This is a genomic window from Microcoleus sp. K4-B3, assembly GCF_036704615.1.
In the GTDB taxonomy this organism is placed as follows: Bacteria; Cyanobacteriota; Cyanobacteriia; order Cyanobacteriales; family Microcoleaceae; genus Microcoleus.
This window is the reverse complement of sequence record NZ_JAUBSF010000017.1, coordinates 24,042-37,689: the sequence shown is the minus strand read 5'-3', so window position 1 is coordinate 37,689 and position 13,648 is coordinate 24,042. Positions and strand designations below refer to the sequence as shown.

Genomic DNA, 13,648 nt, shown 5'->3' with positions numbered 1-13,648 from the left:
GTTAGATTTAATTTTTCAGTGTTAGCAACGGGCAAGATGCCCGTTCCACACAACATTGAAACTCTAGTGGAACAGGCATCTTGCCTGTTCAAGTTTTCGGTGTTAGCAACGGGCAAGATGCCCGTTCCACACAACATTGAAACTTTACTAAAACAGATATCTTGCCTTTTATGCAGAATGAACCCAGCCCAAAACATTACACTTTTCCCGTGCGGAAAACGCGACCGATTACCTCTTCAATGGGCGGGTCAGTAACTGTCAAATCTATCACTTCCAACTCCGCCAAAATCTTCGCCACGCTCACCGTCAGTTCTTCCCTTTTCACTAAAAAACGCACCGATTGTCCCTCAATAGATTCTACCTCCCCGTAAGCAAAAGCACTATCTTTTGCCAGCGGCTTAGCTAATTTTACCTGGACTTCCCGATAAGGTGCAAACCTATCGAGCAATCCGTCTAAACGGCCATCATAAACTAATTGCCCTTCATGGATTAACAAAACGCGCTTGCACAAAGCAGTAATGTCAGCCATGTAATGGCTGGTCAACAGCACCGTTGCTTGATAGCGCTCGTTATATTCTCGTAGAAATTGCCTGACGCTAAACTGTGCGTTTATATCCAAACCTAAAGTCGGTTCATCTAAAAATAATACCTCCGGCTGGTGCAGCAGCGCCGCCATTAATTCAGCTTTCATGCGTTCGCCTAAAGAAAGCTTTCGTACTGCCTGATTTAACTTGCCTTCTAAGGACAGCATTTCTGTCAATTCTCCGACTCGCCGCCGATAATCTTTATCGGGAATGCCGTAGACAGCGGCATTGATTCGCAGAGAGTCAAGCACGGGTAAATCCCAAATTAACTGCTGTTTCTGCCCCATCACTAACGTAATTCTTTGCAGAAAATCTGCTTCGCGACGGGAAGGAGTACGATCGCACACTCTCACAGTACCAGCCGATGGATAAATCAAACCAGTCAGCATTTTCAGCGTCGTAGTTTTGCCCGCACCGTTGGCACCGAGAAACCCCACCACTTCCCCCGGTTCAATACTGAAAGACACGCCCTCAACTGCTTTGATATTGCGGTAAGTGCGACTAAAAAAGTGCCGCACTGTTCCTTTAAGTCCCGGTTCTTTAATCGCTACCGGATAAACTTTGCTCAAGTCTTCAACTAAGATAATTGGCATCAGCTCAAATTTTAACTTTTATTTTAATCTAGGGTATTTCCATCAGGCTTGTGCCAAGATGAATCCATAGAGCTGTCTAGTAGGGTGCGCCAGCGATTGCTCGATCGCTCAGATAAAGTAACTGTGTTCTGGCGCACCCTACTAAGCTCTAGAATATTGCAAAATATCCACGCTCGCATCGCATAAACTTTACAACTATACAACTATGGTACTCACCCCAGATAATTCAGACATCTCTCGTTTGGTAGGAGACAATTCTTCGGAAAATATTACACTTGCACCAGGACAACTTGCTAGTTTTCCTGGGGGAGTTTGGATGCTGGGCGGCAATGATACTGTCAGGGGATCGTCAGATGCAGAACGGATTTTCGGCAACGATGGTAAAGACAGTCTGTTAGGCGGTGTCGGCAGTGATTCTATTTATGGTGGCAAAGATGATGACGATGTGTTAGGAGAAACGGGCGAAGATTTCTTGACAGGAGATAGAAATAGCGATTTTCTTGATGGGGGTGCGGGAAATGATTTGCTGCGCGGAGGACAAGGTGTTGATTTCTTAGTTGGCGGTGACGGTAATGATACTTTAATTGGCGACAGAGAGGTGGATATTTACCAAGGTGGTGGGGGGAGCGATGTCTTTGTTTTTCGAGTCGATCTAGCGGGAAGCAGAGTAGCTGGAATTGAAGTTCCTGACGCGGTAATTGTGGATTTTGATAAGTCTAGCGATTCGATTGGAATTAGCGTGGCATTTACCAGCAGCAATATCTCCTTAGAACAGGTAAGTTATAGCTTGAACGATCCGAGACTGCTGCTAATAGATCCTGCAAATATATCGGGAGGAACGAGTTTGTTAGCCAAGGGCGGGATCTCGCAGCGAAGTCTCGATCCCGATGGCAACGGCCGTGTGGAAGCTACTAATATTAGATTCGGTTTTACGAATGCTTTGTTGGGTACTGTTTTGAATGTGACCCCAGCCGATTTAAACGGCCGTTTTATTAATGCTAATTCTTTGCTTTAATTCGTTGCTTATATATCTCTAGTAGGGTGCGACCGGGCGCACCTTACCCATTACCCATTATCTAACTCACCGTCAAAACTGCGCGATAGCGCACTTTATTGTCGCGGACTTTCTGAATTGCTTCATTCGCTTGTGCGATCGCAAAAACTTCTACAATCGGCTCAATCCCAAACTTCTCTGCAATTGCCAGCATTTCATTAATCATAGCGCGACCGCCGATGAGAGAACTCACAATTCGGCGTTGCTTCACCAGCAGCGAAAATAACGGAATGCTCAAAGGTTCGTCGGGAACTCCCACAAAAGCAAGCGCACCGTCAGAATCGAGAAAATTAATGTACTGAACCCAATCTAAAGCAGCAGGAACAGTGCTCAACAAAATATCTAATTTGCTGCTAGGGGCTTGAGGAATTTCGCCTTTTCCTACTACAATAGCTTCGTCCGCCCCCATTTTATGTGCAAATTCTGCCTTATCTTGGGAAGTAGTAAAAACTGTAACGCGGTTGCCTAATTTTTTCGCAAATTGCACCGCCATATGTCCCAAACCGCCGATGCCGAGAATTCCAATTTCTTGACCGGAACTCATCCCCGCATTCCGCAAACCGGCGTAAACCGTAATTCCGCCGCACAACAGCGGCCCCGCTATTGTGGAATCGATGCCTTTGGGAATAGGAAAAGCAAAGCGGGAATCTACCATCAAATAATCGGCAAAACCGCCGGGGCCTGTAACAATTAATCCCTGGTTTTCATCGCAGAGATTTTCGTTACCGCGCAAGCAGTCGCGGCACTGCAAACAAGACGACCTTTGCCAGCCGACACCCACGCGATCGCCCACTTTTAAATGAGTCACTTGCGGCCCTACTTCTGCCACTTCTCCGATAACTTCGTGGCCCGGAACGAGGGGATATTTTGATTGACCCCAGTCGTTGTCAATCATGTGCAAGTCAGAGTGACAAATGCCGCAGGTTAACACTTTGATAATACATTCATGTACTTTTGGAGGTTCGACATCGAATTTGTATTCTTCAAGCAATCCGCCTGTTTTTTTTACTGCCAGTGCTTTGATTTGCATGGTGGTGTTTCCTGGTTTGTTTGCCATTATAGTGTTCGGGCGGCTTTCACAGTCTCTTTCTGTAGTTGTATATATTCAGGTGAACCGACCCCTAGGACTGATGCGCGTTACTAATAATTTGTCTGGTGCTTATGGCGCACCTTACCAATTACCAATTACCCATTAGCAATTACCAATAAGTCTCACAACTTGCCCTTTTCCATTGCCCACTGCATCAAACCGGGGAACAAACGATAAGCTTCCGATGCCAAAAAAGCAGGGCCGACGGTAACTTCTCCACGCTGATTTTTCACAGCATCCCAGATAGCTTGAGCAATATCTTCCGGCTGATTTGCCCAGTCAGATTTTAGCATTTGGCTCATTTGCTGGCGGCGCAATTCGACTGCGGGTTCGTCTCGATCGCGAAATTGAGCTCTTTCTAAAAAATCACTGTTAATCAGGCCCGGATGGACGGCGCAAACGTGAATGCCTTTAGGGGCTAATTCCAATCGCAAAGTTTCTGTTAAACCGGTTACTGCATATTTGCTGGCGCAATAAGCAGTCATTTGAGGCAAAGGTATTTTGCCGCCAATGGAACCAACATTGACTATTGTGCCAGTTTTTCGTTGCAAAAAATGTGGCAATATTTCTTGAATTGTGTTAACGCATCCCCAAAAATTGGTATTCATTAATTGCTGCCAGTCTTCGGAGGTAGTGTGCTCGATCGCCCCCGCGAGACAAATGCCAGCATTGTTAACTAAAACATCGATGTTGCCGCAGGCATCTAGGGCTTTTTGGACGATCGCCCGCACTTGTTGAATGTCGGCAACATCCCCCGCAATAGCGACAGCGGAAGTGCCTTCTCGCTGCACTTGAGCCGCTGCTGCTGCCAATCTCTCTGGCTGGCGGGCCACCATCACTACATCGTAACCTTTACTTGCAAATAAAATTGCTGTGGCTTTGCCACTTCCTTGAGAAGCGCCTGTAATCAAAACTGTAGGAGCCATAGATAGTTATAAATTGTAAGTGGGGAAATCGTTTCCTGCGCTATTTAAACTTTAACAGAGGTAAGGTGCTTTTTGGCTGACTCTATATAGATAGTTTTTCTTAATTATACCAATTTTTAATAATTCGCGCTCGGGCTTTTTTAACGAACCGCGAAGGCGCGAAGGACGCGAAGGAAGAGAGAAGAGGAGAGGAGAAGAATAGAATATAAATTATTCATAATTTGTGCGAAAATTGCTTTGTAAATTTTCCCAATGCCCAATGCCCAATGCCCAATGCCCAATGCCCAATACCCAATACCTAAAAAATGAATCTTCCGAAACAACCGCCGAATTGGTCGATCGCCCTAGTGTTAATTATCGGCGTTTTAGCCGTCTCAACTTCCTCAATCTTAATTCGGCTGGCGAACATTTCAGCAGGCGCGGGCGGCTTCGGTTTCAGTCTGGTACTCGCCGCCTCTCGCCTGACTTTATCTGCTTTAATTCTGCTTCCGGCTTGGCGGAAAATTCCGTGGAACGCCCTGGAACCGGGAGCTCGGCGCTATGCTGCTGCTGCGGGTTTGTGTCTCGCCCTGCACTTTGCCCTTTGGATAACCTCACTTTCTTATACTTCGATCGCCGCCTCGACTGCCCTCGTCACCACTAATCCTGTCTGGGTAGCGCTTTTGTCGCGCTTCTGGTTCGGGGAAAAGCTCAGCAAAATGTCGATCGCTGGCATTACTATAGCCCTGACTGGGGGAATGGCGATCGCCGTTGGAAGCGCGGGCGCAGCCAATGCCGGCAGCAGCCAACTGCTGGGCGATTTCCTGGCTCTGGCTGGTTCCTGGGCCGTCAGCTTGTATTTGCTGCTGGGCCGGGAAGCTCAGCGGCGGGGACTGGGAATTAGTGGCTATATCGCGATCGCCTATACTGTTGCTGCGATCGTCCTGCTGCCTCTCCCCCTCGCCTTCGGCACCAGTTATACTAATTGTCCGCACAATGTATATTTTTATATTTTGTTAACGGCCGCTTTGCCTCAATTAGTCGGCCACACCATTTTGAACTGGGCCGTAGTGCAAATTTCCCCAACTCTGGTAACTCTTGCGATCTTGTTTGAACCGGTTGGGGCGAGTTGTTTGGGTTATTTGCTGTTTGGGGAAGTGCCCGGGCCGACGGTACTTGCAGGTGCTGCGGTGCTGCTGTTGGGGGTAGCAACCGCTACCGTCGGAGCCAAAAAAATCACAGTCAACAGTTAAGAGTTAACATTTTTCAACATTGCCACTACAGTTGCCGTGAGTCAGAATAAAACTGATTAGGCCTTAAAAACAAAAGTAACTCATCAATTAAATATCGCTTCCAAACTATCAAATGTCTGAGTAATGACTAATGACTAATGACTAATGATACTCGGGGGTCTTTGGGAGAATAAAATTATGCTGCCAGAACAACTACAGCGCATCATCGGCTACTTTCTCGATGAAGCCACAGAATACATCCAAATCATCGAACAAGGCTTGCAGGGCCTGCAAAACACCGTGGCAGCTCCCCAAAGGATACACCACCTGATCCGAGCCTCGCAGTCGATTAAAGAGGGAGCCGCTATGCTGGGATTTAGCAGCATTCAGCGAATTGCCCATCGCTTGGAGGATTATTTAAAACTGCTCCGAGAATGTCCGATCACCGTTGATAGCAGGCTGCAATCGCTGTTAATCGAAGTTTTTGATATTTTAGCAGCGCTCGTGTCCAAGGTTTCTAAGGGTTTTGGGATCAACCACGAAGACGCAAACCAAATGCTCTCCCTCGCGGAACCGGTTTTTGACGAACTCGACGCTTACCTGAGAGTGCTCATTCCCACTCGTGTGACTGTCAGAGCTAGTACGGACGAACACATTCACCTTTTCTCCGGTTACTGCACTTCAGTGGGCGAATTTTCCTCGGCTATTGCCTCGCGCGTGGGTTTGCTCGGAGGCATTATTACCCGCCACGAGCAGGAAGACTTGGGCATACGCCTTTATATTGACATTTACCTGCCGCTTTACAGCAGGATCGAAAACATCCGCCAAGCTGTCGAACTCTCAGGCGCTATTATCGGGACTGTTCAGACGCAGCGCGACTTTTCGCTGCTGGCGACTCGAGATTATCCGGTTTACCAAAGGGCGATCGAACCTCCCGCAATTTGCACCGGATGCCGCTATTATTACGGCAGAAGCGACGGTGGCTACCTGCTCAACTGCACGATCCATCCCCGCGGCCCGGAAACAGAAGATTGTCGCGATCGCGAACCGGAATAAGTAGTAGAAAATCTGGACTATGAGCCCAGATTTGGAACCAGGGAAAACTTTCTTCTCAAACCAATATTCTCCCTGACATCTTTCACATTACCCCCGGCCAAATTCTTTTTGAGTTCCTACATAACTAAATCCTTCTCTCCCAAATAACTAAATCCTTTTTCCTTCTGAAAGCTCCCCTAACAACTGATACCGCTAGTCGAATTAATTGCATCATGCTTGCAGGATGAGCGATCGCCCAGATATTAATAGCCAGACAAGTAATTGCCATAACTAGCAAGATATATGTCGGAGGCATTACTACCCCGATGGCGAACCAGGTAAAAACGTGAAGTATCATTGCTGTAGCCCAAAGGCTTGCCACAATCACAGACGCCCAAACTTGCATTCGAGGTCGCTTTAGCCCTGTGAAAATCGCTGTCTGCAAAGTAGTCAGCAAGTTTGCCGGAACTAAAAAGGCACAGATAGCTATGCAGTAGGTATGAGAAAACTCAGTAACTGTATTGAAGTCGAGCATTAGTCTAATTGTCGGGCCTGTTGGATATACTTAAAGAGCTTAACGTGACTTGACTTTCAGATCGTGTCACCCTTACTTTAACTTAATTTTTTCGTCAGTAGGCCGCTCTGGAGACTCATTTCTCTCCCCCTTTTCCTGCTGGCAAAATTTTACGACAAATATTAACTTTGTGAAAAATCATTAAAACTTCTTGAAGAATGGCAACAATTGCTGCGATAATTAACATCGGGGATCGATAGTATAGAAGAGCCAACTCCCTAAAATATATAGAAGACCCGCACCGATAGAACACTAATACAACGGTAGACTGATTTTCGACTCAATCATTTTCGACTCGCTGATTCTCGGATGATTGATTGCTAGCCTCCCTCCAGGTTTCGAGCCGTTATGCGATCGAACAATATGAGATTATTATGGAAAAGCCAATTTGCTCTCAAATCTCTAATCAATAGAACCATCTCAAAATTTTACAGCGGAAAATAAAGAAAATGGATCGACAAATTACAATTCCCGCACTCGAAGAAGTTGACTTGACAAATTGCGACAGAGAACCCATTCACCTATCGGGACACATTCAGCCGCACGGGGTGCTACTTGTTGTACGAGAACCTCAACTAGAAATACTCCAAGCCAGCGAAAATACGCAAGATTTGTTAGGAGTAGATGCAGAAAGTGCGATCGGTCGAAATTTGAGCTTATTATTCAATCGAGTTCAACTAAAAAAACTCAAGCTTTGTTTGTGTAATGAAAACTTAAAAACCGTTAATCCCATTAAACTTTCTGTCACAAACAAAGGTAAATATTTAGAATTTGACTGCATCCTCCACCGAGTAGAAGAAGTATTGATGGTCGAGTTGGAATTAGCCACCAGCCCAGAAAATCTTTCTGTTTTTAGGTTTTATCATTCAGTGAGAGCCACTGTAAGCAAAATTCAAAGCGCCAAAAATCTCAACGATTTATGTCAACTGACTGTCGAAGAAGTCAGAAAAATATCCGGGTTTGATAGAGTAATGGTCTATCAATTTGATCGTGAAGGTAACGGCGCTGTGATCGCTGAAGATAAAGCAGAAAAACTAAGTCCTTTCTTAGGATTAAACTACCCCAGCTCTGATATTCCCAAACAAGCCAGACAACTGTATACGTTAAATTGGCTGAGGTTAATCCCAGATATTAATTATCAACCCGTCCCCCTTGTTTCAGGAAACAATGCTGTTACCACCGAGCCCCGAAACCTCAGTTTCAGCGTGTTGAGAAGCGTTTCTCCCATTCACATAGAATACCTGCAAAATATGGGCGTTGCAGCTTCGATGTCAATCTCGTTAATCAAAGACAAAAAACTGTGGGGATTGATTGCTTGCCACAACTATACACCAAAATACCTCAACTATGAATTGCGCGCAGCCTGCGAATTTATCGGGCAAGTAATGTCCTTAGAACTGCAATCAAAAGAAGGAAACGAAGACTACGACTACAAACTACACTTGAAATCCATTCAAACCAAGATTTTTGAAGACATATCCACCTCCGAAAACTTGTCAGAAGTGTTAGTTAAATGTCAGCATAATTTGCTGGAAGCAGTCAACGCCCAGGGAGCAGCAATAATATTTGGAGACAATTGCTATCCAGTCGGGAAAACACCTCAGGAAGAATCGCTCAAATACTTAACTAAGTGGGTGCAAGAGCATTTAAAGAAAGAAATATTTTATACAGACTCGCTGACCAAATGCTATCCAGAAGCTGAGGAATTTAAAGACACGGCCAGCGGGTGTTTGGCTATAGCAATATCGCCGACTCAGAAAATATATGTTTTGTGGTTTCGCCCGGAAGTAATTAAGACAGTAAATTGGGCGGGCAACCCCAACAAACCAGTTCAAATAGAGGAAGATGGCAGCCATCGACTGTCTCCTCGGAAATCCTTCGATCTGTGGAAAGAAAACGTGAGGTACAAATCCTTGCCTTGGAAACAATGCGAAATAGACGCTGCATTGGAACTGAAAAAAGCAATGATTAATATAGTGCTACGCCAAGTAGCCAAACTCGAAAAATTAAATAGAGCATTAGAAGAATCAGTCGCCAGAGAACGCGAAAAAACTGCTCATTTAAAAACAGCGATGTCCGAGCTTAAGCGGGCGCAAACTCAATTGGTGCAAAGCGAAAGAATGTCAAGTTTGGGACAGTTGGTGTCGGCGGTAGCTTATGAAGTCACTAACCCGATTAACTTCATCTACGGAAATCTTAGCTATGCCAACGAATACAGTCAAAAAATGATCTATTTATTGGAGCTTTACGACCAGCACTATCCCTCGCCTTCGCCAGAAATTAAAGCACAAATAGAAATAGTTGAATTAGAGTTCATAGTTGAAGACTTACCGAAGTTGCTGGGTTCAATGAAAGTAGGAGCTAACCGCATCCGCGAGATAGTTCAGTCGCTGCGAAACTTCTCTAGAATTGACGAAGCAGAGATTAAACCCGTTGACATTCACGACGGATTGGACAGCGCTTTGCTGATTTTGAGCAATCGACTCAAACCGAAGCCCGATCGACCCTCAATTCATCTCATCAAAGAATACGGCTGTCTGCCTTTGGTTGAGTGTTACGCAGTTCAGATCAACCAAGTATTTATGAATATACTGGCAAATGCAATTGATGCTCTAGAAGATGCCTTTGTCAACAAGAATTTATCGCCGCACTACGGGGGCGAACAAGAGCCCGTCAAGTGGGGACAAATTCGGATCGTAACTGAAATTTCTCCGGGAGAAAAAGCCGTAGCAGTTCGGATCGAGGACAACGGTTGGGGCATGACTCAAACAGTTCGCCAGAAAATTTTTGAGCCGTTTTTTACCACAAAACCTGTGGGCAAAGGTGCTGGGATAGGTTTGGCGATTAGCCGCGAAATTGTGGTAGAACAACACGGCGGCAAATTGACTTGCATTTCAGCCCCCGGAGAGGGAACGAAGTTGATTATTGAGATTCCATTGAACCAAACTCATCCAAAACCCATTGTGAAGTGAAAAAAAGTCCGCGCTAGCGAAGCTATCCCGAATGGTAGGGAATCGACCAAATTCAAAAATCGAAAATTCGATTAAAATACAAAAGCAGCTAAGTAGATTTGAGCCAATTCTGAGGAAGCGACTATGACTGAAAAAAAAACCGCCCAATGGGATGCCGGCAGGTTTGTCAAAACCTTGGCTTATTTCGGCGTCATTCCCTTCATTGGCAGCATTAGCTGGCTGCAACAACTGTTTGGAAGCAGCAGCAACAGTAAAAAAGACCAACCCAAACTGATACTGGTAGCGGGTGCCACCGGCGGCGTTGGGAAGCGAGTTGTCAAGCGGCTGCAACAGCGGGGATATAAAGTACGCTGCCTCGTCAGAGATGCTAAAAGAGCAACAGAAATTCTCGGCAAAAATGTCGAATTAGTCGAAGGAGATATCACTCTGCCAGAGACGCTAACACCGCTAGTAACCGAGGGCGTAGAAGCAGTTATCTGCTGTACCGGCACCAAAGTTCAACCGATAGAAGGAGACACCCCAACTCGGGAAAAATACTATCAAGGCATCAAATTTTATATGCCGGAAGTTGTGGATGTTCCCGAAATCGTGGAATACAAAGGCCTCAATAATTTAGTGCAAGCTGTTCGCCGACAGCTAATTCAAGCAGGCGAAAAAACTGTTTTTGACTTCACAAAACCCAGCCAAGATTTAAAAGAAACTTGGGGTGCCCTCGACGACATCGTGATGGGCGGCACTAGCGAAAGTTCGATCGTACTTACAGACAATACAGCTATCTTCACAGGCAATGTTTCGACTGCCAACTCGGGCGGCTTTGCTTCGGTGCGTACCCGCAACTTCGATCCTCCGCTTAATCTCGCAGGATTTAGCGGCCTCCAACTGCGCGTCAAAGGGGACGGCAAGCGCTACAAATTGATTGTTCGCAGCGAAGCTAAATGGGATGGAATTGGGTATTGCTATTCGTTTGATACTGTTTACAATATCTGGATTACTGTCACCGTTCCTTTTGATGAGTTAATTCCAGTATTCCGCGCCAAAACTGTCAAAGATGGCTCTAAATTTGATGCCAGCAGTATTTTTTCTTTTCAGTTAATGTTGAGCAAGTTTGAATATGACGGCGCGCTCAACCCGAAATTTACACCTGGTATTTTTCAACTGGAGTTAGAATCTATTAAAGCTGATGGGGGACAGACTTTGCCGCGATTTGTGATGGTGAGTTCGGCAGGAGTTACCCGCCCGGGCCGCCCGGGAATTAACTTGGAAGAAGAACCGCCTGCCGTCAGGATGAATGATATGTTGGGGGGGATTTTGACTTGGAAGTTGAAAGGGGAAGAGTGTGTGCGATCGAGCGGCATACCTTATACTGTTGTCAGACCTTGCGCTTTGACGGAAGAACCGGGAGGCAAAGCTTTAATCTTCGAGCAAGGAGACAATATTAGGGGCAAAGTCAGTCGGGAAGATATTGCAGAATTGTGCGTGGAGGCTTTGGAACAACCTCAAGCTTGCAACGTTACTTTTGAGGTGAAAGAGGGGGAAAATGGCAGTCCTCCCGGAGATTGGCAGGGTTTGTTTTCGGGAGTTAAATAACAATTGTTTGTAGGGGCTGATTAGTTTGTTACCCCTTATTACTCGGCGGTTGAAACCGCGTCTACACAAACGAAGTCTGCCTCCGCAGACTAAGAAATTACTGGTTCCCAGGCTGAGCCTGGGAATCAATGTCCAGAGGCTCTGCCTCGCTTGTTAGTAGGAAAATTGGAGGCAGAGCCTCCGGATCTGCGTTACCAGGCAGAGCCTGTTAACGAGTAATAACTAATAACCAATAACTAATAACTAATAACTAATTTATGTCTGTGACTTTTTCCCGACGCTACTTGACGCCTTATTTGTTTTTGCTACCTGCTTTATTTATTTTGAGCTTGACTGTTTTGTGGCCGGCGGTGCAAGCTTTTTATTTGAGTTTTACCAACTACGAATATGATTTGACTCAAATGCCGCAGTGGGTGGGGTTGAAGAATTTTTACAGGTTGTGGGGCGATCGCACATTCTGGCAAACTTTGACGAATACGCTGCTGTATCTCACCTTCGTTGTGCCTGTATTGGTTGTTGTGCCGTTGGGAATGGCGATTTTGTGCAACCAAAAACTTAAGGGGATGAACTGGTTTCGAGCAGCATACTACACGCCGGCGGTGATTTCAATGGTTGTCGCCGGGATTGCTTGGAAGTGGCTGTTTGCTGAGACTGGACTGCTGAATCAGTTGGGGGAATTGTTGGGTTTGCCTCCTGTTTCTTGGCTGGCTAATCCGAAGCTAGCAATCTTTAGCGTGATGGCCGTTACTATCTGGAAAGGATTGGGCTATTACATGGTGATTTATTTGGCAGGGCTGCAAGCTATTCCGGCAGAACTTTATGAGGCGGCTGCTATTGATGGTTCTGATGGTTTGGAAAAGCACTGGGATATTACTGTGCCGCTGATGAAGCCTTATTTAGTTTTAGTTGCGGTAATTTCGGCGATTTCTGCTACTAAGGTTTTTGAAGAAGTTTATATTATGACTCAGGGCGGGCCTCGCAATAGTTCTAAGACTGTTGTTTATTATCTGTACGAACGGGCTTTTAAGGATTTGGAAATTGGGTATGCTTGTACTATCGGGCTGGTTTTGTTTTTGCTAATTTTGGGTTTGTCGATTTTGCAAGTTAGCCTTCAGGGTTTGACTCGCAATGATTAAGATTTATGAGTGATTAGGACTGACGCACTCCGGGCCTCATAAACTCGGTTTCTTGTTCTCACTCCTGTTGCTCCCAGGACTTCATTACATTCAGAAACCGGGTTTATTGGTCTAATTTCTACTAATTTTAGACTTGAATCTCGAAGTAATGCGATCGCTCACGGCTTTGGGCAGGTCTTATTGGCGAAATCACAGCTATAAATATAGGGTTTCTGCCAGTTCAGAGGAATTTGTAATAAATCCCTGGTTCCGGTCATTCCCTGTCCCAGAAAGAGCAGCACAGCGATCGAGTTCAAGATCACATGGATAGTGCGCCAGCGATTTGAGCGGTCTTTGTAAATGTCTTGAATGATGGCAAGGGAGAAAACCATAATTAGCGCAGCGGTGATGCCAATGTAGTAGTGAGACCAATACCATTCATTGGTTAGCCGATAAACGCCATCTTGAGTGCCAAGAATCACCAGACCAGTACCTGTTAGGGTCGCAAATATGCCGCGCCATAAAGCGGGTGTCGCTCGATATAGCATGACCAAAGAGGCGATAGTTGCAACAAACATCAGCACAATGAAAATGACCTGAAAGGAGTTTTTGCTCCAAACATCCTTGCTCAAAATATGCTCAAAAATCGGGTAGGCTAGACCCAACAACGTCACTCCTACCACAGAACCTGACAGAATTCGACCTGCTTTGACGTGTTCTTGACCGACTACAGGTGGAATTTTGCTCTTGGTGTCGATCGCAATTTGCTTCCGACGCTGCATAGTTTGCCACGCCATATTGAGAACAACACCAAGCATAGGAAAAACAATCGCTACAGCGAAAATAGGATGCAGCAAAGCCAGAAAATCTTTAAATTCCATACAGCACCTTTTCGTTTTTAAAGTTG

General features: G+C 45.6%; 11 protein-coding genes. 6 read left to right on the top strand and 5 right to left on the bottom strand.

Annotation, left to right across the window (positions count from 1 at the left end):
- Positions 1 to 196 precede the first annotated feature (196 nt).
- Positions 197 to 1,177, bottom strand: coding sequence for an ATP-binding cassette domain-containing protein (locus QUA78_RS10595; RefSeq protein ID WP_333302643.1), 981 nt, complete (start codon positions 1,175 to 1,177; stop codon positions 197 to 199).
- Between the two features lie 205 nt (positions 1,178 to 1,382).
- On the opposite strand from QUA78_RS10595, the gene QUA78_RS10590 reads away from it, so the two are divergent.
- A complete protein-coding gene (locus QUA78_RS10590) occupies positions 1,383 to 2,192 on the top strand; it encodes a calcium-binding protein (protein ID WP_333302645.1) in 810 nt (269 codons plus the stop codon).
- Positions 2,193 to 2,253: 61 nt separating this feature from the next.
- On the opposite strand, the gene QUA78_RS10585 is transcribed toward QUA78_RS10590, so the two are convergent.
- Positions 2,254 to 3,288 (bottom strand): NAD(P)-dependent alcohol dehydrogenase, encoded by a 1,035-nt coding sequence (locus QUA78_RS10585; RefSeq protein ID WP_333398780.1) that lies wholly within the window; start codon positions 3,286 to 3,288, stop codon positions 2,254 to 2,256.
- Positions 3,289 to 3,443: 155 nt separating this feature from the next.
- Positions 3,444 to 4,247, bottom strand: a complete 804-nt coding sequence (locus QUA78_RS10580; protein WP_333302648.1) for an SDR family oxidoreductase — start codon at positions 4,245 to 4,247, stop codon at positions 3,444 to 3,446.
- A 305-nt stretch (positions 4,248 to 4,552) separates the two neighbouring features.
- Here QUA78_RS10580 and QUA78_RS10575 point away from each other — a divergent pair, with 305 nt between their 5' ends.
- The gene (locus tag QUA78_RS10575) at positions 4,553 to 5,479 is read left to right on the top strand and encodes a DMT family transporter (protein WP_333302649.1); all 927 of its coding nucleotides are present in this window, start codon (positions 4,553 to 4,555) and stop codon (positions 5,477 to 5,479) included.
- Between the two features lie 177 nt (positions 5,480 to 5,656).
- Complete coding sequence (locus QUA78_RS10570; protein WP_333302650.1) at positions 5,657 to 6,514, top strand: Hpt domain-containing protein; 858 nt, start codon at positions 5,657 to 5,659, stop codon at positions 6,512 to 6,514.
- Positions 6,515 to 6,638: 124 nt separating this feature from the next.
- Here the strand turns inward: QUA78_RS10570 and QUA78_RS10565 are convergent, their stop codons facing one another.
- On the bottom strand, positions 6,639 to 7,028 hold the full coding sequence (locus QUA78_RS10565) for a hypothetical protein (RefSeq protein ID WP_333302652.1): 390 nt from the start codon (positions 7,026 to 7,028) through the stop codon (positions 6,639 to 6,641).
- A gap of 488 nt (positions 7,029 to 7,516) precedes the next feature.
- Here QUA78_RS10565 and QUA78_RS10560 point away from each other — a divergent pair, with 488 nt between their 5' ends.
- The 3 genes from QUA78_RS10560 to QUA78_RS10550 all read left to right on the top strand — a co-directional run bounded on the left by QUA78_RS10560 (position 7,517) and on the right by QUA78_RS10550 (position 12,762).
- On the top strand, positions 7,517 to 10,039 hold the full coding sequence (locus QUA78_RS10560) for an ATP-binding protein (protein WP_333302653.1): 2,523 nt from the start codon (positions 7,517 to 7,519) through the stop codon (positions 10,037 to 10,039).
- Positions 10,040 to 10,162: 123 nt separating this feature from the next.
- Entirely contained in the window at positions 10,163 to 11,626 is a 1,464-nt protein-coding gene (locus QUA78_RS10555) for a CIA30 family protein (protein ID WP_333302655.1), read from the top strand.
- Positions 11,627 to 11,883: 257 nt separating this feature from the next.
- Positions 11,884 to 12,762: a sugar ABC transporter permease gene (locus tag QUA78_RS10550; RefSeq protein ID WP_333302657.1), complete on the top strand. Its 879-nt coding sequence runs from the start codon at positions 11,884 to 11,886 to the stop codon at positions 12,760 to 12,762.
- A gap of 158 nt (positions 12,763 to 12,920) precedes the next feature.
- Here the strand turns inward: QUA78_RS10550 and QUA78_RS10545 are convergent, their stop codons facing one another.
- The gene (locus QUA78_RS10545) at positions 12,921 to 13,622 is read right to left on the bottom strand and encodes a DUF4079 domain-containing protein (protein WP_333302658.1); all 702 of its coding nucleotides are present in this window, start codon (positions 13,620 to 13,622) and stop codon (positions 12,921 to 12,923) included.
- Between the last annotated feature and the right edge of the window lie 26 nt (positions 13,623 to 13,648).

Excerpts from the sequence above, each read along its gene's own strand:
- QUA78_RS10590 (WP_333302645.1), top strand. The coding sequence starts at position 1,383 with ATGGTACTCACCCCAGATAATTCAGACATCTCTCGTTTGGTAGGAGAC.
- QUA78_RS10545 (WP_333302658.1), bottom strand. The coding sequence starts at position 13,622 with ATGGAATTTAAAGATTTTCTGGCTTTGCTGCATCCTATTTTCGCTGTA.
- QUA78_RS10575 (WP_333302649.1), top strand. The coding sequence starts at position 4,553 with ATGAATCTTCCGAAACAACCGCCGAATTGGTCGATCGCCCTAGTGTTA.
- QUA78_RS10555 (WP_333302655.1), top strand. The coding sequence starts at position 10,163 with ATGACTGAAAAAAAAACCGCCCAATGGGATGCCGGCAGGTTTGTCAAA.
- QUA78_RS10570 (WP_333302650.1), top strand. The coding sequence starts at position 5,657 with ATGCTGCCAGAACAACTACAGCGCATCATCGGCTACTTTCTCGATGAA.
- QUA78_RS10595 (WP_333302643.1), bottom strand. The coding sequence starts at position 1,177 with ATGCCAATTATCTTAGTTGAAGACTTGAGCAAAGTTTATCCGGTAGCG.
- QUA78_RS10585 (WP_333398780.1), bottom strand. The coding sequence starts at position 3,288 with ATGGCAAACAAACCAGGAAACACCACCATGCAAATCAAAGCACTGGCA.
- QUA78_RS10560 (WP_333302653.1), top strand. The coding sequence starts at position 7,517 with ATGGATCGACAAATTACAATTCCCGCACTCGAAGAAGTTGACTTGACA.
- QUA78_RS10580 (WP_333302648.1), bottom strand. The coding sequence starts at position 4,247 with ATGGCTCCTACAGTTTTGATTACAGGCGCTTCTCAAGGAAGTGGCAAA.
- QUA78_RS10565 (WP_333302652.1), bottom strand. The coding sequence starts at position 7,028 with ATGCTCGACTTCAATACAGTTACTGAGTTTTCTCATACCTACTGCATA.
- QUA78_RS10550 (WP_333302657.1), top strand. The coding sequence starts at position 11,884 with ATGTCTGTGACTTTTTCCCGACGCTACTTGACGCCTTATTTGTTTTTG.